Annotated in this window: 16 protein-coding genes, 2 tRNA genes, 3 rRNA genes and 1 pseudogene; 16 read left to right on the top strand and 6 right to left on the bottom strand. The window is 50.4% G+C overall.

What is annotated here, in order from left to right:
• Positions 1–114 precede the first annotated feature (114 nt).
• From yccS to KCG54_RS11265, 3 genes are all read right to left on the bottom strand, one after another.
• Positions 115–2,250: a YccS family putative transporter gene (yccS, locus tag KCG54_RS11275; protein WP_254324207.1), complete on the bottom strand. Its 2,136-nt coding sequence runs from the start codon at positions 2,248–2,250 to the stop codon at positions 115–117.
• 165 nt (positions 2,251–2,415) lie between these two features.
• Positions 2,416–3,645: a PilT/PilU family type 4a pilus ATPase gene (locus KCG54_RS11270; RefSeq protein ID WP_254324206.1), complete on the bottom strand. Its 1,230-nt coding sequence runs from the start codon at positions 3,643–3,645 to the stop codon at positions 2,416–2,418.
• An 86-nt stretch (positions 3,646–3,731) separates the two neighbouring features.
• The gene (locus tag KCG54_RS11265) at positions 3,732–4,778 is read right to left on the bottom strand and encodes a type IV pilus twitching motility protein PilT (RefSeq protein WP_070606632.1); all 1,047 of its coding nucleotides are present in this window, start codon (positions 4,776–4,778) and stop codon (positions 3,732–3,734) included.
• A 117-nt stretch (positions 4,779–4,895) separates the two neighbouring features.
• Between KCG54_RS11265 and KCG54_RS11260 the strand changes: the two genes are divergently transcribed.
• The 11 genes from KCG54_RS11260 (at position 4,896) to KCG54_RS11210 (ending at position 14,730) form a co-directional block, all read left to right on the top strand.
• On the top strand, positions 4,896–5,591 hold the full coding sequence (locus KCG54_RS11260; RefSeq protein WP_254324205.1) for a YggS family pyridoxal phosphate-dependent enzyme: 696 nt from the start codon (positions 4,896–4,898) through the stop codon (positions 5,589–5,591).
• A gap of 76 nt (positions 5,592–5,667) precedes the next feature.
• Complete coding sequence (proC, locus tag KCG54_RS11255; protein ID WP_254324204.1) at positions 5,668–6,465, top strand: pyrroline-5-carboxylate reductase; 798 nt, start codon at positions 5,668–5,670, stop codon at positions 6,463–6,465.
• Between the two features lie 2 nt (positions 6,466–6,467).
• Complete coding sequence (locus tag KCG54_RS11250; RefSeq protein ID WP_254324203.1) at positions 6,468–7,025, top strand: YggT family protein; 558 nt, start codon at positions 6,468–6,470, stop codon at positions 7,023–7,025.
• A 233-nt stretch (positions 7,026–7,258) separates the two neighbouring features.
• The gene (gene dksA, locus KCG54_RS11245; RefSeq protein ID WP_004519243.1) at positions 7,259–7,675 is read left to right on the top strand and encodes an RNA polymerase-binding protein DksA; all 417 of its coding nucleotides are present in this window, start codon (positions 7,259–7,261) and stop codon (positions 7,673–7,675) included.
• Positions 7,676–8,130: 455 nt separating this feature from the next.
• Positions 8,131–9,670, top strand: a 16S ribosomal RNA gene (locus KCG54_RS11240).
• A gap of 105 nt (positions 9,671–9,775) precedes the next feature.
• Positions 9,776–9,852, top strand: a tRNA-Ile gene (locus KCG54_RS11235).
• A gap of 5 nt (positions 9,853–9,857) precedes the next feature.
• Positions 9,858–9,933, top strand: a tRNA-Ala gene (locus tag KCG54_RS11230).
• A 348-nt stretch (positions 9,934–10,281) separates the two neighbouring features.
• Positions 10,282–13,170 (top strand): 23S ribosomal RNA (locus tag KCG54_RS11225).
• 95 nt (positions 13,171–13,265) lie between these two features.
• A 5S ribosomal RNA gene (gene rrf / locus KCG54_RS11220) occupies positions 13,266–13,379 on the top strand.
• The 16S, 23S and 5S rRNA genes sit together here with 2 tRNA genes alongside, the layout of an rRNA operon.
• Positions 13,380–13,763: 384 nt before the next feature.
• On the top strand, positions 13,764–14,051 hold the full coding sequence (locus KCG54_RS11215) for a ComEA family DNA-binding protein (protein ID WP_036472233.1): 288 nt from the start codon (positions 13,764–13,766) through the stop codon (positions 14,049–14,051).
• 184 nt (positions 14,052–14,235) lie between these two features.
• The gene (locus KCG54_RS11210; protein ID WP_254324105.1) at positions 14,236–14,730 is read left to right on the top strand and encodes a type IV pilin protein; all 495 of its coding nucleotides are present in this window, start codon (positions 14,236–14,238) and stop codon (positions 14,728–14,730) included.
• A gap of 407 nt (positions 14,731–15,137) precedes the next feature.
• Here KCG54_RS11210 and KCG54_RS11205 read toward each other — a convergent pair.
• Positions 15,138–16,133 (bottom strand): annotated as a pseudogene (locus tag KCG54_RS11205) (IS5 family transposase); the annotation flags it as partial.
• Positions 16,134–16,583: 450 nt separating this feature from the next.
• Positions 16,584–17,591: an IS5 family transposase gene (locus tag KCG54_RS11200; protein ID WP_254324202.1), complete on the bottom strand. Its 1,008-nt coding sequence runs from the start codon at positions 17,589–17,591 to the stop codon at positions 16,584–16,586.
• Between the two features lie 448 nt (positions 17,592–18,039).
• On the opposite strand from KCG54_RS11200, the gene pyrB reads away from it, so the two are divergent.
• The 5 genes from pyrB (at position 18,040) to KCG54_RS11990 (ending at position 21,575) form a co-directional block, all read left to right on the top strand.
• Entirely contained in the window at positions 18,040–18,960 is a 921-nt protein-coding gene (gene pyrB, locus KCG54_RS11195) for an aspartate carbamoyltransferase (protein WP_254324201.1), read from the top strand.
• A 10-nt stretch (positions 18,961–18,970) separates the two neighbouring features.
• The gene (pyrI, locus tag KCG54_RS11190) at positions 18,971–19,429 is read left to right on the top strand and encodes an aspartate carbamoyltransferase regulatory subunit (RefSeq protein WP_003684689.1); all 459 of its coding nucleotides are present in this window, start codon (positions 18,971–18,973) and stop codon (positions 19,427–19,429) included.
• 192 nt (positions 19,430–19,621) lie between these two features.
• Positions 19,622–20,287, top strand: a complete 666-nt coding sequence (locus KCG54_RS11185) for a hypothetical protein (protein WP_254324200.1) — start codon at positions 19,622–19,624, stop codon at positions 20,285–20,287.
• Between the two features lie 275 nt (positions 20,288–20,562).
• Positions 20,563–21,426, top strand: a complete 864-nt coding sequence (locus tag KCG54_RS11180) for a GNAT family N-acetyltransferase (RefSeq protein ID WP_049336349.1) — start codon at positions 20,563–20,565, stop codon at positions 21,424–21,426.
• Positions 21,427–21,449: 23 nt separating this feature from the next.
• Positions 21,450–21,575 (top strand): hypothetical protein, encoded by a 126-nt coding sequence (locus tag KCG54_RS11990; RefSeq protein WP_003684698.1) that lies wholly within the window; start codon positions 21,450–21,452, stop codon positions 21,573–21,575.
• A gap of 65 nt (positions 21,576–21,640) precedes the next feature.
• Here KCG54_RS11990 and KCG54_RS11175 read toward each other — a convergent pair whose 3' ends face one another.
• Positions 21,641–22,144: a hypothetical protein gene (locus KCG54_RS11175; RefSeq protein ID WP_254324199.1), complete on the bottom strand. Its 504-nt coding sequence runs from the start codon at positions 22,142–22,144 to the stop codon at positions 21,641–21,643.
• Positions 22,145–22,196 lie beyond the last annotated feature (52 nt).

Here is a 22,196-nt window from a genome sequence, read left to right as displayed (position 1 = left end):
CAGGTTTCAGACGGCCTTTTGTTTTGGTTTTTATTCGAGAAAGTGTTTAGCTGGATTCAACGCCGATGGTTGGCAGACTTGTTGCTAAACAGGCTGGAAAGCATCCGGCTCTTTTCAGACGGCCTCTGCGTCGGCTTGTCGGTGCAATGCCTGATAGCACGGGGTAAGCTGACGGATAATCAGGTCGAGCTGGTGTTTGAGGATGTGGTCTTGCTGCGCTTGTGTGTTTTGTTCAAGCTCGGCAAATTCCTGACGGATTTGGGTCATGGCCGTTTCAAAAGCCTCGGGGTCGGTTTGGGGCATTTGGGTCAGCAACTCGGCGATGTGGTGGGTCAGCTTGGCATAGGGCGCAAAGCCGTCGTTGCCGTCGATTCGGACTTGGTCGCGGTATGCGCCGAGCGCAGAAATGTGGCCGGTCAGCGCATAGCTGGTTTTGAGCAGGGTAAAACCGTCTTGCAGGCGGTCTTGGTATTTTTTCGGGTTGCTGCTCATGTCGGACAGGGTGCTGCTGAGGGCGGCGGTGCTTTCATGGGCTTGGCGGCGGGTGAGGCGGTAGTCGAAATCGTCGTGGCTGCCGTTTTGCAGCTGGTCGAGGATGGCGTCGAGATAGCGGCCGTTGGCAGTGATGGTTTGGGCGGCTGTATGGCTGAGAGTGAGGTAACGCCAATCCGGCCAGAGGTAAGTGGCGGCGGCCCATGCGATAACGGAACCGACGATGGTGTCGATGATGCGGATGGGCATGGCGTGGTACACGTCCAAACCGGCAAGCGAGAGGCTGGTCAGGGCTTGGATGGTGATGAAGAAGGTGGAGAAGCTGTATTTGTAGCTTCGGGTCATGAAGAACAGGGTGGTGCTGGCGATGACAATCCAGAGCTTGGTTTCAACGGACGGGGTGAAGTAGGGGACGAGCGAACCGACAATCACGCCGAGAATCGTGCCGGCAATGCGTTGGTACACGCGGCTTTTGGTGGCGGTGTAGTTGGGCTGGCAGACAAAAAGGGCGGTCAGCAGAATCCAGTAGCCGAGGTTGAGATGGAGGATTTCGACAATGATGCAGGCCGCGGCCACGACGATGGAGAGGCGGGTGGCGTGACGGAATACACCGGACTCGAAATTGAGCTGGCTGAGGACGGTTTCGCCGATATTGCGGAAATTGGTGTTTTCAAGGGCGGCGATGCGGGTGTCGGCATTGTCGTTTTCGGCAAGGGACGCATCGTTTTGCAGTTGCCGCAGTTGGTAATCGACGCTGCTGAGGTTGTCGAGCAGGCGGCGGATATTGTGGAGATTGGCATTGTCGGCATGGGTCTCGGCAAAATGGCCGAGGGATTGGCGGCAGCCTTCCATGGCGCGGCCGAGGCGTTTGCTGTATGCGTAGGGTTTGTTGTTGCGCAGGGAGGCGGCAACGTTGCGGCATGCCTGGCCTTGCATTTCGAGCAGGCGGCGTATGCGGAAGATGAGGTCGGTATTTTTGAGCTGCTCGGCCATTTCGCTGTAATCGACGTGGGCGGAGCTGATGCGTTCGTGCATGTCTTGCGCGCAGAGGTAGTAGCGCAGCATTTTGGCGGTACGCGGATGGCGGTGTTGGCCGCGCAATCGGTAGAAAAGTGCGCCGCGGCATTGGTTGAAGGCAGTAATCACGCCGGTGTTGCTCATGGCCAAGTCGATTTGGCGGTTGCCCAACCATGCGGCTTCGTCGGGATCGAAAAAGTCGGCTTTGGCATCGAAGTAGTTGCTGAGTGCATCATAGGCGTTGGCGACGGTTTCTTGGACAGGGCGGTGGGGCAGGATGATTTGGAAGATCAGGGTGTTGACGCTGTATAGGACAGTGCCCAGCAGAATCATGACAGGGTTGGTCAGCCAGTAGGTCTCGGGGGTGTAGGTCAGTGTGGTGTAGGTGGCGACGGCGAGCGCACCGAAAGCGAAGGTGCGGTATTTGAGGCCGATGGTGCCGAGGATGGTAAAGCCGAAAGTCATCAGGGTCATGGCCAAGATGAAGGGAACACCTGTGCCGATGGTGCTTTGGGCAAGCAGCGAGGAGAGCGTGAACAGGGCGACGGTGATGACGATGTTTTTCAGACGGCCTGTGAGGCGGTTGTCCAAGTCGACCAAACCGCCGGCAATAATGCCGAGTACGAAGGGCATGACGAGTTTGGGCGTGTTGAAGTGCCAAACGAGGGTGGCGGCGATGAACACGCTGGCGAAGACGGGCAGGGAGGCAATGATCAGAGGTTTGAGCGGCGGAGTTTTCATGCTGGTGTCGTTTATTATTCGTTATGGGGTGAATGATTGGATTTTAACAGGATTTTCAGTCGGTTTCAGAATGTTTGAAATAGGATAAGGCCGTCTGAACGGATACGGGGAAATATTTGATTTCGTTTCCACATTTGTTCAGACGGCCTTTTTTGGCTTGCGCCATCAGGTCATCAGGTTGAGGTCGCTGATGCGGTCGTAGAGGCGTTCGGTATTATTGCCCTCGTCGTGCATTTGAATGCGCAGGCGCAAATCGTTGGCGGATACCGCTTGGCGCAGGGCTTCGCTGAGTTCGATTTGGCCTTGTGCGTAGAGGGTGAAGAGATTTTGGTCGAATGTCTGCATACCGTTGCTGCCGGAGCGTGCCATCAGGTCGCGGATTTCCAGCAATTCGCCTTTGAAAATCAAGTCCTGCATGGCCGGAGTGTTGAGCAGGAGGTCGGTAACGGCCGTGCGTTGGCGGTTTTTCTTGATTGTGAGGCGCTGGCCGATGATGCCGACGAGGTTTAACGCCAAATCCATCAAAACCTGTTGGCGGCGGTCTTCCGGATAGAAGTTGATGATGCGCTCGATGGTTTGGGAAGCCGTGCTGGCATGGATGGTGAAAACGCACAGATGGCCGGTTTGAGCCAGTTGGAGGGCGTATTCCATGCTTTCTTCGCTGCGGACTTCACCGATACAGACGACGTCGGGTGCTTGACGCATGGCGCTTTGAACGGCGATTTTCCAGTTGTCGGTATCGATGCCGATTTCGCGCTGGGTGAAGATGCTGCGGCAAGGCTTGTAGATAAACTCGATGGGGTCTTCGATGGTAACGATATGGCCGGGCAGCTTTTGGTTGCGGTAGTTGAGCATGGAGGCCATGGTGGTGGACTTACCCGAACCGGTCGGGCCGGCGAGGATCAGCAGGCCGCGCGGTGCAAGGGCAAGCTCTTGGAGTTTTTCGGGCAAACCGAGGGTCTTCATCTCGGGAATGTCTTGGCTGATGCGGCGCAATACCATGCCGACGCGGCCTTGCTCGTGGTAGGCGTTGACGCGGTAGCGCGTGTTGCTGCGCGATTGGACGGAATAGTTGATTTCCCAGTCGCGATTGAAGGCTTCGAGCTGGTCGGGGTTCATGGTGGATTCGGCGATGGCGGCGGTGTCCGCGCCGGTCAGCGCTTTGTGGGGCATGGGCGTGAGGGTGCCGCCGACTTTGATGGCAGGGGGAAAGCCTGCGCTGATGAAGATGTCGGAGGCGTTGCGTTTTTCGGCCTCTTCACACATGCGGTCGAGCAGGGGATGAAGATGCGTGCCGATTTCGGCCGGGGTGGGGATGTGCGGTGCTTGGTTTTTTTGTGAGTAGGCTTGCACCATTTCGCTTAACAGGTCGTGTAGAGGGGCGAGGTCGCTCATGATGATTCTCTTTAAAACGGGTATTCGGTCAGGCTCAAAGACCGTCTGAAAACGGGATGATGGGGTTCAGACGGCCTGAGTATGGTTTAGAAAATAGAGAGATTTTCGATGTTTTGCGCCTTGCTGCGTGCCAGCTCGGGGCTGATGGTGCCTTGGCGGACAAGGGTTTGCAGGGCTTGATCGAGGGTTTGCATACCGTGGGCCTGACCGGTTTGGAGGGCGGCGTTGATTTGGGCGATTTTGTTCTCGCGGATGAGGTTGCGTACGGCCGGTGTGGAAATCAGGATTTCGTGTGCGGCGACGCGGCCGTTGCCGTCGCGGGTTTTCAGCAGGGTTTGGGAAATGATGGCGCGCAAGGATTCGGACAACATGGAGCGCACGATTTCTTTTTCTCCAGCTGGGAATACGTCGACAATACGGTCGATGGTTTTAGCGGCGCCGGTTGTGTGCAGCGTGCCGAAAACCAAGTGGCCGGTTTCGGCGGCGGTCAGGGCGAGGGAGATGGTTTCAGGGTCGCGCATCTCACCGATCAAAATCACGTCTGGGTCTTCGCGCAGAGCGGAACGCAGGGCGTTGGTAAAGCTGTGGGTGTGCTGATGCAGCTCGCGTTGGTTGATGAGCGCCTTTTTGCTTTGGTGGACGAACTCAATCGGGTCTTCGATGGTCAGAATGTGGGCTGGTTGGGTTTCGTTGATGTAGTTGACCATCGCCGCCAGCGTGGTGGATTTACCCGAACCGGTCGGGCCGGTTACCAAGACCAAACCGCGCGGATTTTCGGCAATTTTTTGGAAAATGCGCGGCGCACGCAATTCTTCCAGCGTTAGGACGGTGCTCGGAATGGTACGGAATACGGCGGCTGGGCCGCGTTCGGTCATAAAGGCGTTGACGCGGAAACGGGCAACATTAGGCAGCTCAAATGAGAAATCGACTTCAAAATCCTGTTGATAGAGCTTACGCTGGTGGTCGTTCATGACCGAGGTAATCATAGTGCCGACTTCTTCCGAGCTCATCTCGGGCAGGTTGATGCGGCGGATGTCGCCGTGTACGCGTATCATAGGGGAAATGCCCGAACTCAAATGGAGGTCGGAGGCTTTGTTTTTCACGCCGAACGCGAGTAAGTCGGTAATCTGCATAATGTGGCCTTGTTTTGGTTTAGAATAATAAAATCGCTTTATTTTAAATAGATAAATCCGTTCGACCAAGTAAAATTTTTAAAATGCCGAGTGATGAACGGGTAAAAGGAGAAAACCATGTCGGTATTGCAACAAAACTATCAGGACGTATGCCGGGCGGTTGAACAGGCGGCTGAGGCTGCAGGACGGCCTGCGGATGCGGTGAAGCTGGTAGCGGTCAGCAAGACCTTTCCAGCAGACGATATCCGCGAAGTGTATGCGGCCGGTCAGCGCGATTTCGGCGAGAACTATATTCAGGAATGGTTTGAAAAAACAGAAACGCTGGCCGATTTGCCGGATATTGTTTGGCACGTTATCGGCGATGTGCAGTCTAATAAAACCAAATTTGTGGCCGAACGCGCACATTGGGTGCATACGATAGGCCGTCTGAAAACGGCGCGGCGCTTGAGCGAACAAAGGCCGTCTGAAATGCCGCCGTTGCAGGTGTGCATTGAAGTGAACATTGCCGCGGAAGAGGCGAAACACGGTGTGGCGCCCGATGAAGCGGTTGCGCTGGCCCTTGAAGTGGCCAAGTTGCCAAATATTAAAGTGCGCGGATTGATGTGTGTGGCCAAGGCCGACAGCAGCAATGATGAGTTACGCAGCCAGTTTCACACTATGCAGCGGCTGTTGGCTGAGTTGAATGCGGCAGGCGTTGAAGCAGATGTTTTGTCTATGGGTATGTCCGGAGATATGCCAATCGCGGTAGAATGCGGCGCAACCCATGTCCGTATCGGCAGCGCGATTTTCGGCAAGCGGCATTATCCTCAATAAAAGTAATAGGCCGTCTGAACAGGGTAGACAGCAGTTTCAGACGGCCTGATCGATATCACAAAGGAGTGACATATATATGAATATCTATTTTCTCGGCGGCGGCAATATGGCGACTGCCATTGCAGGCGGTTTGGTCAAACAAGACGGCTATCGTGTCCACATTGTCGAACGCGGCGCCGAAAGACGGGAGCAATTGGTGCAAGAATTGGGCGTAGCCACTTCTGAAAACCTGCCCGAATTGAGTGCGGACGATGTCCTCATTCTCGCCGTCAAACCGCAAGACATGCAGGCAGCCTGTCAAAACATCCGTTTAAATGGCGCGCTGGTGTTGTCCGTAGCGGCAGGTTTGTCCATCGATACCCTCAGCCATTATCTGGGCGGCACACGCCGTATCGTGCGCATCATGCCCAATACGCCGGCCAAAATCGGTTTGGGCGTATCCGGTATGTTTGCTGATGCAGGCGTTTCAGAAGTCGACCGCACAGCCGCCGACGGTATCATGCGCTCTGTCGGCACAACCGTTTGGTTAAACGAGGAAGAGCAACTCCACAATATTACCGGCATCAGCGGCAGCGGCCCTGCCTATGTTTTCTATCTGTTGGGCGCGCTCCAAAATGCGGCTTTGGCACAAGGTTTCAACGAACAAGACGCACGCGAACTGAGCCTCGCTACATTTAAAGGCGCAGTGGCTTTGGCCGAACAAACCGGTGAAGCATTCGCACAATTACAGCAAAACGTGACTTCCAAAGGCGGCACGACACACGAAGCCATCGAAACCTTCAAAGCACGTCACGTTGCCGAAGCCATCGAACAGGGCGTAGAAGCCTGCGTCAAACGTTCGCAAGAAATGGCGCAACAATATAAGGCCGTCTGAACATGCGCGGCGACTTGCTCTTATTATTGGCAGACGCTATTGCCATCCTGTATATCACGCGCTTTTTGCTCCGATACGCAGGATTGGCAGCAGAACATCCCCTGCTCAAATTCAGCATACAGGCAACAGGCTGGCTGACCAAACCTTGGCAAAAAGCATTTCCATCCGGCGCGAAAACCGATTGGTACTGCCTGCCTTCAGGTTTTCTAGTGTACTACCTTGCCTGTACCGCCATTATTTTCATCTCGCCGGCGCTGTCCATCAGCAATAAGCTGATTTTGGCAAACTTCTGGTTTGCCGCACTCCATATGCTGAAAGCCGCGGCCTATACATTACTTATCGGTCTGATTATTAGAATGGTGTCCAGCATACAAGGTCGCTATTCGCCGTTGACTTATGCCATCGAACGAATCCTGCAGCCATTGCTTAAACCGTTTTCCTTCTTACGCGCAGGACGATACGATTTTTCAGGCAGTTTGTTGGCACTCTTATTATGGTTGTGGCTGGCCCGATGGTTTCCCCAACTGATCCAGCAAACCAACCTATGGTTGCTTCAATAGGCCGTCTGAAAGCGCAGCAGGTATTAACGACCAAAAATACAACGTCCTAAAAAGCGCTTTAATACATTTAGGTGTAAGGTAGTGCAAAAAAGTGCAAATCGAAATATAAAGAACAAATGAATAGGTAAAACATGATATGATTCGCCCAATTTCCAAAACGGAAATTCAAGAAAACCCAATAAAAGCAAACCCGTAGCATCCAAATCATTAACAACAAACCGAAAGCAGACACCATGGCAAAGCTGACAGAACAAGATATTTTAAACTGGGATGGTCCTGAAGAGGACTACATGAACAGCGACCAATTGGCCTTCTTCCGCGAACTACTGGTTAAAATGCAAGAAGAGCTGATTGAAAATGCAAACACCACTACCGGCCATCTTCAAGAGCACGAATCCGCCCCCGATCCTGCCGACCGAGCTACTCAAGAAGAAGAGTATGCTTTAGAACTGCGCACCCGCGATCGCGAGCGTAAACTTCTCAATAAAGTGCAAGCGACTCTCCGCAGTATTGACGAAGGTGATTACGGTTTCTGTGCCGATACCGGCGAACCTATCGGCCTCAAACGCCTGTTGGCACGTCCGACCGCGACATTGTCCGTAGAAGCGCAAGAGCGACGCGAACGAATGAAAAAACAGTTTGCCGACTAAAATATAGATATAGAAACCTCAAAAGGCCGTCTGAAAGAGCATTTCAGACGGCCTTTTTTTGTGTTTTTTTGTATGTATGGATTGTGTAGAAAGGTTGTTGGAGTTTTTTTATAAAATAAAAACCCTGTTAAAACAGGGCGGTGGTTAAATTTCTGAAAATAATTTTGCGAAAGGTGTTGACTGGTTTTATTGTGAGGCGTATAGTTCGGTTCTTCGCTGCTGACGCGGTGAAGAAAACGAAGCAGACAGTATAACACAGTTAGTTAAAATTTTCGATAATTTTAGTTGACATTTGCTAAATGTACTGTATAATTCGATTCGCTCTTTAAAAAACAGATTACCGATAAGTGTGAGTGCATTAGGCCTCACACTGTTTGAAAGACAGACAAGATGATGTTTTAGACATTGTCCTGTCGGTTTCTTTGAAGCAGACCAGAAGTTATAAGTTAGAGATTGAACATAAGAGTTTGATCCTGGCTCAGATTGAACGCTGGCGGCATGCTTTACACATGCAAGTCGGACGGCAGCACAGAGAAGCTTGCTTCTTGGGTGGCGAGTGGCGAACGGGTGAGTAATATATCGGAACGTACCGAGTAATGGGGGATAACTAATCGAAAGATTAGCTAATACCGCATATTCTCTGAGGAGGAAAGCAGGGGACCTTCGGGCCTTGCGTTATTCGAGCGGCCGATATCTGATTAGCTAGTTGGTGGGGTAAAGGCCTACCAAGGCGACGATCAGTAGCGGGTCTGAGAGGATGATCCGCCACACTGGGACTGAGACACGGCCCAGACTCCTACGGGAGGCAGCAGTGGGGAATTTTGGACAATGGGCGCAAGCCTGATCCAGCCATGCCGCGTGTCTGAAGAAGGCCTTCGGGTTGTAAAGGACTTTTGTCAGGGAAGAAAAGGCTGTTGCTAATACCGACAGCTGATGACGGTACCTGAAGAATAAGCACCGGCTAACTACGTGCCAGCAGCCGCGGTAATACGTAGGGTGCGAGCGTTAATCGGAATTACTGGGCGTAAAGCGAGCGCAGACGGTTACTTAAGCAGGATGTGAAATCCCCGGGCTCAACCTGGGAACTGCGTTCTGAACTGGGTGACTAGAGTGTGTCAGAGGGAGGTAGAATTCCACGTGTAGCAGTGAAATGCGTAGAGATGTGGAGGAATACCGATGGCGAAGGCAGCCTCCTGGGATAACACTGACGTTCATGCTCGAAAGCGTGGGTAGCAAACAGGATTAGATACCCTGGTAGTCCACGCCCTAAACGATGTCAATTAGCTGTTGGGCAACTTGATTGCTTAGTAGCGTAGCTAACGCGTGAAATTGACCGCCTGGGGAGTACGGTCGCAAGATTAAAACTCAAAGGAATTGACGGGGACCCGCACAAGCGGTGGATGATGTGGATTAATTCGATGCAACGCGAAGAACCTTACCTGGTCTTGACATGTACGGAATCCTCCAGAGACGGAGGAGTGCCTTCGGGAACCGTAACACAGGTGCTGCATGGCTGTCGTCAGCTCGTGTCGTGAGATGTTGGGTTAAGTCCCGCAACGAGCGCAACCCTTGTCATTAGTTGCCATCATTTAGTTGGGCACTCTAATGAGACTGCCGGTGACAAGCCGGAGGAAGGTGGGGATGACGTCAAGTCCTCATGGCCCTTATGACCAGGGCTTCACACGTCATACAATGGTCGGTACAGAGGGTAGCCAAACCGCGAGGTGGAGCCAATCTCACAAAACCGATCGTAGTCCGGATTGCACTCTGCAACTCGAGTGCATGAAGTCGGAATCGCTAGTAATCGCAGGTCAGCATACTGCGGTGAATACGTTCCCGGGTCTTGTACACACCGCCCGTCACACCATGGGAGTGGGGGATACCAGAAGTAGGTAGGGTAACCGCAAGGAGCCCGCTTACCACGGTATGCTTCATGACTGGGGTGAAGTCGTAACAAGGTAGCCGTAGGGAACCTGCGGCTGGATCACCTCCTTTCTAGAGAAAGAAGAGGTCTGATGCATTCACACTTATCGGTAAACTGTAAAAGATGCGGAAGAGAAAAGCTTGAGTGAAGACAAGATTCGCTTAAGAAGAGAATCCGGGTTTGTAGCTCAGCTGGTTAGAGCACACGCTTGATAAGCGTGGGGTCGGAGGTTCAAGTCCTCCCAGACCCACCAAGAACGGGGGCATAGCTCAGTTGGTAGAGCACCTGCTTTGCAAGCAGGGGGTCATCGGTTCGATCCCGTTTGCCTCCACCAAGAACTTTACAAATCAAAGGAAGCCTGCTATACTTAGCAGCTTATTTTGATTTGCGAAGTGAAATATCGACGCATCGATCTTTAACAAATTGGAAAGCCGAAATCAACAAACAAAGACAATGAGTTTGTTTTGATTTTTTGTTCTTTGCAAAGGATAAAAAATCTCTCGCAAGAGAAAAGAAAACAAACACAGTATTTGGGTGATGATTGTATCGACTTAATCCTGAAACACAAAAGGCAGGATTAAGACACAACAAAGCAGTAAGCTTTATCAAAGTAGGAATTTCAAGTTTGCTTCCCTAGTCAACGGGTAGGCAGACGAAGTCAAAGAGGTTCTTGAAATGATAGAGTCAAGTGAATAAGTGCATCAGGTGGATGCCTTGGCGATGATAGGCGACGAAGGACGTGTAAGCCTGCGAAAAGCGTGGGGGAGCTGGCAATAAAGCTATGATCCCGCGATGTCCGAATGGGGAAACCCACCTCTTAGGAGGTATCCTTATCTGAATACATAGGATAAGCGAAGCGAACCCGGAGAACTGAACCATCTAAGTACCCGGAGGAAAAGAAATCAACCGAGATTCCGCAAGTAGTGGCGAGCGAACGCGGAGGAGCCTGTACGTGATAACTGTCGAGATAGAAGAACAAGCTGGGAAGCTTGACCATAGTGGGTGATAGTCCCGTATTCGAAATCTCAATAGTGGTACTAAGCGTACGAAAAGTAGGGCGGGACACGTGAAATCCTGTCTGAATATGGGGGGACCATCCTCCAAGGCTAAATACTCATCATCGACCGATAGTGAACCAGTACCGTGAGGGAAAGGCGAAAAGAACCCCGGGAGGGGAGTGAAATAGAACCTGAAACCTGATGCATACAAACAGTGGGAGCACCCTTGTGGTGTGACTGCGTACCTTTTGTATAATGGGTCAACGACTTACATTCAGTAGCGAGCTTAACCGAATAGGGGAGGCGTAGGGAAACCGAGTCTTAATAGGGCGAACAGTTGCTGGGTGTAGACCCGAAACCGAGTGATCTATCCATGGCCAGGTTGAAGGTGCCGTAACAGGTACTGGAGGACCGAACCCACGCATGTTGCAAAATGCGGGGATGAGCTGTGGATAGGGGTGAAAGGCTAAACAAACTCGGAGATAGCTGGTTCTCCCCGAAAACTATTTAGGTAGTGCCTCGAGCAAGACACTGATGGGGGTAAAGCACTGTTATGGCTAGGGGGTTATTGCAACTTACCAACCCATGGCAAACTAAGAATACCATCAAGTGGTTCCTCGGGAGACAGACAGCGGGTGCTAACGTCCGTTGTCAAGAGGGAAACAACCCAGACCGCCAGCTAAGGTCCCAAATGATAGATTAAGTGGTAAACGAAGTGGGAAGGCCCAGACAGCCAGGATGTTGGCTTAGAAGCAGCCATCATTTAAAGAAAGCGTAATAGCTCACTGGTCGAGTCGTCCTGCGCGGAAGATGTAACGGGGCTCAAATCTATAACCGAAGCTGCGGATGCCAGTTTACTGGCATGGTAGGGGAGCGTTCTGTAGGCCAATGAAGGTGCATTGTAAAGTGTGCTGGAGGTATCAGAAGTGCGAATGTTGACATGAGTAGCGATAAAGCGGGTGAAAAGCCCGCTCGCCGAAAGCCCAAGGTTTCCTACGCAACGTTCATCGGCGTAGGGTGAGTCGGCCCCTAAGGCGAGGCAGAAATGCGTAGTCGATGGGAAACAGGTTAATATTCCTGTACTTGATTCAAATGCGATGTGGGGACGGAGAAGGTTAGGTTAGCAAGCTGTTGGAATAGCTTGTTTAAGCCGGTAGGTGGAAGACTTAGGCAAATCCGGGTCTTCTTAACACCGAGAAGTGATGACGAGTGTCTACGGACATGAAGTAACCGATACCACGCTTCCAGGAAAAGCCACTAAGCTTCAGTTTGAATTGAACCGTACCGCAAACCGACACAGGTGGGCAGGATGAGAATTCTAAGGCGCTTGAGAGAACTCAGGAGAAGGAACTCGGCAAATTGATACCGTAACTTCGGGAGAAGGTATGCCCTCTAAGGTTAAGGACTTGCTCCGTAAGCCCTGGAGGGTCGCAGAGAATAGGTGGCTGCGACTGTTTATTAAAAACACAGCACTCTGCTAACACGAAAGTGGACGTATAGGGTGTGACGCCTGCCCGGTGCTGGAAGGTTAATTGAAGATGTGCAAGCATCGGATCGAAGCCCCAGTAAACGGCGGCCGTAACTATAACGGTCCTAAGGTAGCGAAATTCCTTGTCGGGTAAGTTCCGACCCGCACGAATGGCGTAACGATGGCCACACTGTCTCCTCCTGAGACTCAGCGAAGTTGAAGTGGTTGTGAAGATGCAATCTACCCGCTGCTAGACGGAAAGACCCCGTGAACCTTTACTGTAGCTTTGCATTGGACTTTGAAGTCACTTGTGTAGGATAGGTGGGAGGCTTTGAAGCAGAGACGCCAGTCTCTGTGGAGCCGTCCTTGAAATACCACCCTGGTGTCTTTGAGGTTCTAACTCAGACCCGTAATCCGGGTCGGGGACCGTGCATGGTAGGCAGTTTGACTGGGGCGGTCTCCTCCCAAAGAGTAACGGAGGAGTTCGAAGGTTACCTAGGTCCGGTCGGAAATCGGACTGATAGTGCAATGGCAAAAGGTAGCTTAACTGCGAGACCGACAAGTCGAGCAGGTGCGAAAGCAGGACATAGTGATCCGGTGGTTCTGTATGGAAGGGCCATCGCTCAACGGATAAAAGGTACTCCGGGGATAACAGGCTGATTCCGCCCAAGAGTTCATATCGACGGCGGAGTTTGGCACCTCGATGTCGGCTCATCACATCCTGGGGCTGTAGTCGGTCCCAAGGGTATGGCTGTTCGCCATTTAAAGTGGTACGTGAGCTGGGTTTAAAACGTCGTGAGACAGTTTGGTCCCTATCTGCAGTGGGCGTTGGAAGTTTGACGGGGGCTGCTCCTAGTACGAGAGGACCGGAGTGGACGAACCTCTGGTGTACCGGTTGTAACGCCAGTTGCATAGCCGGGTAGCTAAGTTCGGAAGAGATAAGCGCTGAAAGCATCTAAGCGCGAAACTCGCCTGAAGATGAGACTTCCCTTGTGGTTTAACCACACTAAAGAGTCGTTTGAGACCAGGACGTTGATAGGTGGGGTGTGGAAGCGCGGTAACGCGTGAAGCTAACCCATACTAATTGCTCGTGAGGCTTGACTCTATCATTTGAAGAACTTCAAAGATAAAAGCTTACTGACTGATTCAGTCATCACCATTTATACCGATTAAGGCTTTACCGATTTGTAACAGTTTAAGTTTGGCGGCCATAGCGAGTTGGTCCCACGCCTTCCCATCCCGAACAGGACCGTGAAACGACTCAGCGCCGATGATAGTGTGGTTCTTCCATGTGAAAGTAGGTCACCGCCAAACAACCATTCCGAAGCCCCCGACTGATGTCGGGGGCTTTTTACATGCCTGTTGTTTCTGTCGGTTTGGTGGCAGAATTGGGGTAACAGGTGTTGGGATCAAACATTGGGGTAGTAATGTGCCGGTGTTTATGGAGTATTCGTGCATCTTGGTATTGGGATCGGAAATATTTACCCTGTTGTTATTCTTGCACAAAAGTACCGAAAGTTACGGTTAACTGTTTAGAATATTTGAAATCAAACGATATTTGAGTTAATATGTCGTAAGCATTTATGTGGTATGGGCTGTTGCCCTATCTGCGTATGTGACAGTGTTTACAGAGTGGAATAAAACCATTCGGTAGACTTCCTGACTGATTCAATCAAACACGTTATGGGAAAAAATCTGATGAAGAAATTTTTATTTGGTGCATTTGCCGCTGTTTGTGCAGCATTCTCTTTGGCCGCCGTGAACATCAATACCGCATCTTCTGCCGAACTGGAGGCCTTGCCGGGTATCGGCCCGGCTAAGGCGAAATCGATTGTAGAATACCGCCAGAAGAACGGTGCGTTCAAATCGGTGGAGGAGCTGAAAAACGTGAAGGGCATTGGTGATGCGGTGCTGAACAAGTTGAAGGCGGAGGCGACGGTTTCTTCTGCCGCGCCTAAGGCTGCCCAGCCTGCCGTGAAAAAATAACCTGACGGACGATCGTACCGTAATGCCGCCCTGCGGCCGAACCGTTTGCCGGTTGGGCCACGGGGCGGCTTTGTTTGGGGGGGAATAAAACTTGAACCAGTGGAGACTTTACATGGGGTGAAGGGATAAACGGATAGGGCGCCTCTTGTTGGATAGGGATATAGAAGATAAAGGGAAGAAAGATATGTACTTAAAAGCATTTGACAGAAAACGGGATAGGGCAACTGTGCAGAGGGGCTACTCCTTGATACAGCTGCTGGTGGTGATGCTGCTGGTTTCGATCTTGGCGACGGCGGCCTTTACGGTCTATCGGGAATCGGTCCGCTCGGCCAACCTGCGTGCGGCTCATGCCGCACTGCTGGAAAATGCGCGCTTTATGGAGCAGTTCTATACGAAAAAGGGCAGCTTTAAGCTGACGTCGACGAAGTGGCCGGAATTGCCGGTGAAGGAGGCGGGCGGTTTCTGTATCAGGATGAGCGGCCAGGCTAAGGGTATCCTGGAGGGTAAGTTTACCTTGAAGGCGGTGGCGCTGGACAGGGAGGCGGAGCCGAGGGTGCTGCGCTTGAATGAGTCGCTGACGGCGGTGGTGTGCGGGAAGATGAAGGGGAAGGGCAGTTGTACGGACGGTGAGGAGATATTTAGGGGCAATGATGCGGAGTGTAAGCCTTTTATGGGGTGACAATAGAGTGGAAAGGAGATAAGAAAGTAAAAAGGACGTGCACAGGCACGTCTTTGGGTAGGCTGATCTCAACCTTGAGTACAGCATTATTGTCTTAACTCGTTTTATTATTTTGGCGAACTGAATATTTCAAATCCAGTACCTTATGCTGACACTGCAACCAGCCGGCGGAAGGTAATGCCCTGGTCAGAACTATTAGGAATTAACTGTAAACTGAGCGGAAAAGTTTAAAAGTAGAGAAAGCGGTAGTTTAAGTTATTGATGCAACATTATTCAGACGGCCCGAGCAGTCATGGGTAAAGACAATAAAAGATAAAGGCTGCAGACAAATTACACCAAGCAAAGATAGCACTGTCTGTAGGGTAAAAGCTGGTTGATACGGCAAACATATATCTGTATCTATTTTGAGGCGCACTTAGCCTGTTGGCGGCTTTCAAAAGGTTCAGACACATCGCCTTCAGATGGCTTTGTGCATTCACTTTAATCAAACCAAAATAGGCTGCCCGCGCATAGCGGAATTTACGGTGCAGCGTACCAAAGCTTTGTTCGACCACATAACGGGTCTTCGATAAATATCGGTTACGTTTGGTTTGCGTTTCCGACAGCGGATGGTTACGGTGGGCTTTGCGCATAATGCCGTCCTGCAGCCGATGCTCTTCCAGATGTTGCCGGTTTTCCTCACTGTCATAGCCTTTATCGGCATAGACGGTCGTACCTTTGGGCAGACCTTCCAACAAAGGCGACAGGTGTTTGCACTCATGGGCATTGGCGGGGGTGATGTGCAGTTTCTCGATATAGCCTTCCTCATCGGTACGGGTGTGTTGTTTGTAACCGAGTCTGTATAAACCGTTTTTCTTTGTCCAGCGGGCATCGCTGTCTTTACTCGGTGTGGTTTGTCCGCTGACTTGTCCTTCTTCATCGACTTCTATGGCCTGACGCTGTTTGCTGCCGGCGGTCTGAATAATGGTGGCGTCAATGACGGCGGCGGATGCTTTCTCTATTTTTAGGTTTTTTTCGGTCAGTTGGCGGTTAATCAGTTCCAGCAATTCGGACAGGGTGTCGTCTTGCGCCAGCCAGTTGCGGTAGCGGCATAAGGTGCTGTAATCGGGGATGCTCAGTTCGTCAAAACGGCAAAACAGGTTGAAATCGATGCGGGTGATGAGGCTGTGTTCGAGTTCGGGATCGGAGAGGCTGTGCCATTGGCCGAGCAGGACGGCTTTGAATATGGACAACAGGGGATAGGCGGGACGGCCGCGGTGGTCTCGAAGGTAACGGGTTTTTTGACGATTCAGGTATTGTTCGATCGGTTGCCAATCAATCACCTGATCCAACTTCAATAGTGGGAAACGGTCGATGTGTTTGGCAATCATGGCTTGGGCGGTTTGCTGGAAGAAGGTGCTCATGGAAAATTCCCTAAATGTCTTGGTGGAAATTTAGGGGATTTGCAAAGGTCTCAGGCTATATTGAGGAATTGCACATCACTCCGTCAATGTCCACGAGATAAGGTATGGCAGAAGGCTCGATCAAAGGCTACGGCAGAAAAATAGATAGCACCTAGAAAAACATCAGCTATAGACCTGCATTATTGAAAAGCCCTTTGCAACAACTCATTGACGAAAACGCAAATCAAACACAGCCGAATATTTGTTGAAAAACCCGTTATGCAGTTGAACAAAGCTTTGTTACGTTTCACTGTAAATCAGGCTGAGACCTTTGCAAAATTCCTTTCTTTCCGACAGCCGAAATCCAAACACAGGTTTTCGGCTGTTTTTGTTTCAAATATCCACTGATTCTACTCAAATACCCTCTTAATCCTCCTTGGATACCTGATTAATCAGGCATCCGGCCGCCTTTTAGGCGGCAACAGGCGCACTTAGCCTGTTGGCGGCTTTCAAAAGGTTCAAACACATCGCCTTCAGATGGCTTTGTGCACTTACTTTAACCAGCCCGAAATAGGCTGCCCGGGCATAGCGGAATTTACGGTGCAGCGTACCGAAGCTTTGTTCGACCACATAACGGGTCTTCGACAAATACCGGTTGCGTTTGGTTTGCGCTTCCGTCAGCGGATGGTTACGGTGTGCTTTGCGCATAATGCCGTCCAGCAGCCGATGCTCTTCCAGATGTTGCCGGTTTTCTTCACTGTCATAGCCTTTGTCGGCATAGACGGTCGTACCTTCGGGCAGACCTTCCAATAAAGGCGACAACTGTTTGCACTCATGGGCGTTGGCGGGGGTAATATGCAGTTTCTCGATATAGCCTTCCGCATCGGTACGGGTATGTTGTTTGTAACCGAGTCTGTAGAGGCCGTTTTTCTTTATCCAACGGGCATCGCTGTCTTTACTTGGTGCGGTTTGGCCGCTGACTTGCCCTTCCTCATCGACTTCTATGGCCTGGCGCTGTTTGCTGCTGGCGGTCTGGATAATGGTGGCGTCAATGACGGCGGCGGATGCTTTCTCTACTTTTAGGCCTTTTCCAGTCAGTTGGCAGTTAATCAGTTCCAGCAGTTCGGACAGGGTGTCGTCTTGCGCCAGCCAGTTGCGGTAGCGGCATAAGGTGCTGTAATCGGGGATGCTCAACTCGTCGAAGCGGCAAAACAGGTTGAAGTCGATACGGGTGATGAGGCGGTGTTCGAGTTCGGGATCGGAGAGACTGTGCCATTGTCCGAGCAGGACGGCTTTGAACATGGACAACAGGGGGTAGGCGGGACGGCCGCGGTGGTCTCGAAGGTAACGGGTTCTTTGACGATTCAGGTATTGTTCGATCGGCTGCCAATCAATCACCTGATCCAACTTCAATAGTGGGAAGCGGTCGATGTGTTTGGCAATCATGGCTTGTGCGGTTTGTTGGAAGAAGGTACTCATGGAAAATCCCCTAAATGTCTTAGTGGGAATTTAGGGGATTTTGGGGAATTTTGCAAAGGTCTCAGGCTGTGAACCTAATTTGCTTTAGGCAACATGGGTGTGCAACGCTATTCGAAAGCGATATGTTTGAATTGTTGAAGTGGTTAACAGCTTACTTGCGCTTGTTTGCTCCTACAAGATGCGAGTATTGGAAAGATAAAAGGAAACTGTCAAATCCCTGTGTTTGAGTTTTGGCTGTTGGGGATGAGGGATTTTTTGCAAAGGTATCAGGCCATCTGAAAACTTGAAAGAAGCAGCTGTCTGTTAAATATGCGATAATGCGGAAGATTTCATGGGTGTGGTAGAAACATGGTTGTGATTGTCCGACGGGGATGATGTCGGGCAACGATGGAATCGGTTTGCTTGAAACGCCCGCCTGTTGCGGGCTTTTTTATGGGAAGGAATGGTCATGCCTAATCCGCTTTATCGGCAACATATTATTTCAATTTCAGATTTGATGACGGAGCAGCTCGAATTGCTGCTTCAGACGGCCTTGAAGTTGAAAAAGCAGCCTCGTGAAGATTTGCTTGAAGGCAAATTGATTGGTTCGTGCTTTTTTGAGCCGTCCACCCGTACGCGTTTGTCTTTTGAAACGGCGGTACAGCGTTTGGGTGGGAAAGTTATCGGTTTTTCCGATGGTGCGAATACCAGCGCGAAAAAGGGTGAAACGCTTGCGGATACTGCGAGGATTATTTCCAGCTATACGGATGCGATTATTCAGCGACACCCGAAAGACGGTGCGGCCCGTGTGGCGGCTGAATTTTCGAGGGTACCTGTGATTAATGCCGGCGATGGTACCAACCAACATCCGAGCCAGACGCTTTTGGATTTGGTAACGATTTATGAAACACAAGGTAGTTTGAGCAATTTGAAAATTGCGATGGCCGGTGATTTGAAATATGGCCGTACGGTACATTCATTATGTCAGGCATTGAAGCGTTGGGGTTGTGAGTTTGCATTTGTATCCCCTCCCAGCTTGGCGATGCCGGACTATATCACTGAAGAGCTGGAGGAGGCCGGTTGCCCTTACCAAGTTTTGTCCAGTTTGGAAGAAGCGGTCGAATGGGCGGATATTTTGTACATGACCCGTGTTCAGCGCGAACGTTTTGATGAGCAGGAATTTGCCAAAATCCAGGGTAAATTCAATCTTGATGCGTCAATGTTGGCAAATGCCAAACCCAATTTGCGCGTCTTGCATCCTTTACCGAGGGTAGATGAAATTCATCCGGATGTGGATAAAACACCTCATGCCTATTATTTTGAACAGGCAACCAACGGCGTGTATGCACGGATGGCGATTTTGTCTTTGGTATTGAACGAAGAAGTTTAAGGAGCGAAAGATGGAAAACTCAAAACTCAGCGTTGAAGCAATTGAACAAGGTACGGTAATTGACCATATTCCTGCCGGTAAAGGCTTGGCCATTTTAAGGCAGTTTAAGTTACTGCATTATGGTAGTGCGGTTACGGTCGGCTTTAATTTGCCCAGCAAAACGCAGGGAAGCAAAGACATTATCAAAGTCAGCGGCGTATGGTTGGATGCCAATGCGGCTAACCGTTTGGCTTTATTTGCCCCTGAAGCAGTAGTAAACAAAATCGATCAGTTTAAAGTGATCGACAAACAGCATTTGTCATTGCCAGACGAAATTTCGGAAGTATTCCGCTGCCCGAATACCAATTGTGCCAGTCATGGCGAGCCGGTCATCAGCCGCTTTTATGTCCGTTCACATAATGGTCAGACGCGTTTGAAATGTCATTATTGCGAAAAAACCTTCTCGCGTGATTCGGTTGCCGAAGCCTGATAAAAATCTCAGGCCGTCTGAAAACACGGCTATACGGTTTGAGTTGTCTGCTTGATACATTAGTTTCATAAAAAGCAAGATATTAAGCAAATTGCGTTAAAATTACGTTAAAATAATGCCTTCTGAGTTGATGACATCATTTGCTCAAAAGGCATTATTTTTTATAACACGACACGAAATGTAGGAAAACTTATGCACTCATCCATACAAAGCCGGTTTGCCCCAATCTTATACGTTTTGATTTTCTTTGCCGGATTTTTGGCAGCACAAGTTTGGTTTAATCAGCAAGCCTATTTGACCAACCTCCCCCTTTTGGTCACTGCCATTTCTACTGTTGCATTTGTTTGGTTGATTTGGGCTGTCGTCTCTGCGCGATCCAAAGCAAAAAGCAAGATGTTGCACCGTGAGCAGCTGATTCAAAAAGAGAGCATTCATCCTGTTTTGCATGCGACGTTGCAGCGTTCTGACGGGCAAACGGATTTATTGGTTTTGGTTGTCCGCAATAGCGGTAAGGGCTTGGCGAAGAATGTGCGGTTCGAGGCAGCGGCTTTGCCGGATCACTTGCCGAGCAAGCTGGTTGCCGATGCAGTGATGCGCTTGGAGATGTTTTCTGGCGGCGTGGATATGCTGGCATCGGGAGAATTATATGGCGGCGTGTTTGCAAGCATGTTGGCGCTGGCTGCCGAATTGCCGGACCAAACATTCGGCGGAGTATTGAAACTGAAAGCCACTTATGAAAATGCCTTTGGCGATCAATGCACTTCAGAAAGCGTTTTGGATTTGAGCATATTGAATTTCAATTTGTCAGAAATTAAATCCAATGGCGAGCAAAAGCCCCGCAAGAAATTGTTGTATTGATATTCAAAATATGCAGGCCGTCTGAAACCGAAATACTTGTTTTCAGACGGCCTGTTGTTATTTTTCAAATGATTTTTGAAGAAAAAGAGGCGTATCGGGTATAATAATCAAAGAATTCGAAACGGATTGTCAGGATCGGCAAGCCGTCTCATCATTGTCGTATTTCAAAACCTTACTGATATTTTTTCAATAATCTGTTGCTATGTATCGGAACTTTTTCTGATGTTGGCACTGGCGAAATATTCCTTCAGCCATTTACTCTTAGGAAGCTGCTTATGTTAGTGTGTAATCCTTATGAAGTTGTGATCCATGGTACGACCAGCAAAGGCAAGATTTTCCGACCAAGCGACTGGGCGGAGCGCCTGTGCGGTATTTTGTCTTCCTTTACTAAAGACAACCGCCTTTCCTATTCGAATTGGGTGCGCCCGATTTTGGTGGACAATGTCCGTTGTGTGGCAGTCGATAAAAAACTGGAAGAAGACAATCCGCAAATGTTCCGTTTCTTGATGGACTTTGCGGCGGATAATGATTTGCGCGTGATTGACTGCAAAGCCTTGCTCAAAGAGCAAGAGAGCAAACAGCAGGGCGAAGTGCCGGTCGAACGCGTTTTGTTGGCGCAGGCGATTGAAGAAAAACATGCCGCCGAGCGTGCCGAAGCGGCCAATGCGCAACCTGAGCCCCAAGCTGCTGCGCCTGTGGTCGGCGTATTGCGTGAAATTCCACCGGAAGAAACTGCAACCGCTTTTGCAGCATTGAGCATTTTGCGTTCTTCTTTGACCGATATTCACCGTTTCGTCGAACAAATCAACGAGCATCAGCGCAAAACCGGCTACCGCCTGCTGGGCATTTTTGAAGAAGGTAAACAAAATGCCGTAGCCGTATGCGGTTTTCATACTGCACATAACTTGGCCAGTGGTTACCATATCCATATTGATGATCTCGTAACCATGCCGCAATGCCGCCAAAAAGGTTATGCTTCACGCTTGTTGGAAGAAGTACGCAAAATCGGTGCGGAAACCGGCGCGACCAAAATCCATCTGAATGTCCATGTTAACCATGACCGTGCAGGTGCGCATCGTCTCTACTTCAAAAACGGATTTGAAATTTGCGCTTACCATTTCCGTTGCGATCCGAAATAATTTTTGTGGAAAGAGAGAAATCAATGTTGAAGATTTTGACCGCGGCTGTTTTGACACTGAGCTTGGCGGCCTGCGCATCAGGCAGCGGAGGCAGCTCGCAAATGTATGGTGAGATTAAGGCCGGTGTAGAAACCAGCCATCAACGTTGAGATATATAATGACAAGGCCGTCTGAAATAGGTTTTCCTGTTTCAGACGGCCTTTTTGCAACTTGATTAGAGTGTCGTGGAGGTGTCGTCAGGGGCAACAGTCCGATGCAGGCGATACCAATTGTACAGGCGCAGGATGCACAAGAAAGCGATGATGGGCATGCAGGCTGCGGTAACCAGATAACGCGGGTTGCTGAAGTTTAAAACGTTGTGCCCGGAAAGCAGCGACAAAGCGGCATGCAACCATTCCCACAAAGACGAAATGCTGAATGCCAAAACAGCCAACAGGCCGAGGGTTCGGAAAATACCGATGGGCAGGATTTGTTGGCGTAATACGGCGCGGTTGAGTTGGAACAAAACAATCAAACCGAAGCCGATGATACAGACCATGCCGCCGTTGGCGACGATTTGCAGGCTGTTGAAGGCAATGTCGGGCGTAACGGAAATTGTACCGGACTGGTTGGCGGCGGTTTGTTGCAAATTTAAGCCTTGCATGACATTAAGTACGAAACCGTAGATCAGGTCGGCCAAAACGATGCCGATGGGTAGCGGAGTCAAAAAACGTTTCATGGATCAGTTGAGTATTCTATTAGTATGAGGGAGGCCGTCTGAAAATCAAAAA

This window comes from Neisseria subflava, assembly GCF_024205705.1.
GTDB classification, from domain to species: domain Bacteria; phylum Pseudomonadota; class Gammaproteobacteria; order Burkholderiales; family Neisseriaceae; genus Neisseria; species Neisseria subflava_D.
This window is presented reverse-complemented; position numbering and strand designations above follow the sequence as displayed.

Excerpts from the sequence above, each read along its gene's own strand:
- KCG54_RS11990 (WP_003684698.1), top strand. The coding sequence starts at position 21,450 with ATGTTGAAGATTTTGACCGCGGCTGTTTTGACACTGAGCTTGGCGGCC.
- KCG54_RS11270 (WP_254324206.1), bottom strand. The coding sequence starts at position 3,645 with ATGAGCGACCTCGCCCCTCTACACGACCTGTTAAGCGAAATGGTGCAA.
- KCG54_RS11250 (WP_254324203.1), top strand. The coding sequence starts at position 6,468 with ATGCGCGGCGACTTGCTCTTATTATTGGCAGACGCTATTGCCATCCTG.
- dksA (WP_004519243.1), top strand. The coding sequence starts at position 7,259 with ATGGCAAAGCTGACAGAACAAGATATTTTAAACTGGGATGGTCCTGAA.
- KCG54_RS11185 (WP_254324200.1), top strand. The coding sequence starts at position 19,622 with ATGCACTCATCCATACAAAGCCGGTTTGCCCCAATCTTATACGTTTTG.
- KCG54_RS11200 (WP_254324202.1), bottom strand. The coding sequence starts at position 17,591 with ATGAGTACCTTCTTCCAACAAACCGCACAAGCCATGATTGCCAAACAC.
- pyrI (WP_003684689.1), top strand. The coding sequence starts at position 18,971 with ATGGAAAACTCAAAACTCAGCGTTGAAGCAATTGAACAAGGTACGGTA.
- yccS (WP_254324207.1), bottom strand. The coding sequence starts at position 2,250 with ATGAAAACTCCGCCGCTCAAACCTCTGATCATTGCCTCCCTGCCCGTC.
- KCG54_RS11260 (WP_254324205.1), top strand. The coding sequence starts at position 4,896 with ATGTCGGTATTGCAACAAAACTATCAGGACGTATGCCGGGCGGTTGAA.
- KCG54_RS11180 (WP_049336349.1), top strand. The coding sequence starts at position 20,563 with ATGTTAGTGTGTAATCCTTATGAAGTTGTGATCCATGGTACGACCAGC.
- KCG54_RS11265 (WP_070606632.1), bottom strand. The coding sequence starts at position 4,778 with ATGCAGATTACCGACTTACTCGCGTTCGGCGTGAAAAACAAAGCCTCC.
- proC (WP_254324204.1), top strand. The coding sequence starts at position 5,668 with ATGAATATCTATTTTCTCGGCGGCGGCAATATGGCGACTGCCATTGCA.
- KCG54_RS11175 (WP_254324199.1), bottom strand. The coding sequence starts at position 22,144 with ATGAAACGTTTTTTGACTCCGCTACCCATCGGCATCGTTTTGGCCGAC.
- KCG54_RS11215 (WP_036472233.1), top strand. The coding sequence starts at position 13,764 with ATGAAGAAATTTTTATTTGGTGCATTTGCCGCTGTTTGTGCAGCATTC.
- KCG54_RS11210 (WP_254324105.1), top strand. The coding sequence starts at position 14,236 with ATGTACTTAAAAGCATTTGACAGAAAACGGGATAGGGCAACTGTGCAG.
- pyrB (WP_254324201.1), top strand. The coding sequence starts at position 18,040 with ATGCCTAATCCGCTTTATCGGCAACATATTATTTCAATTTCAGATTTG.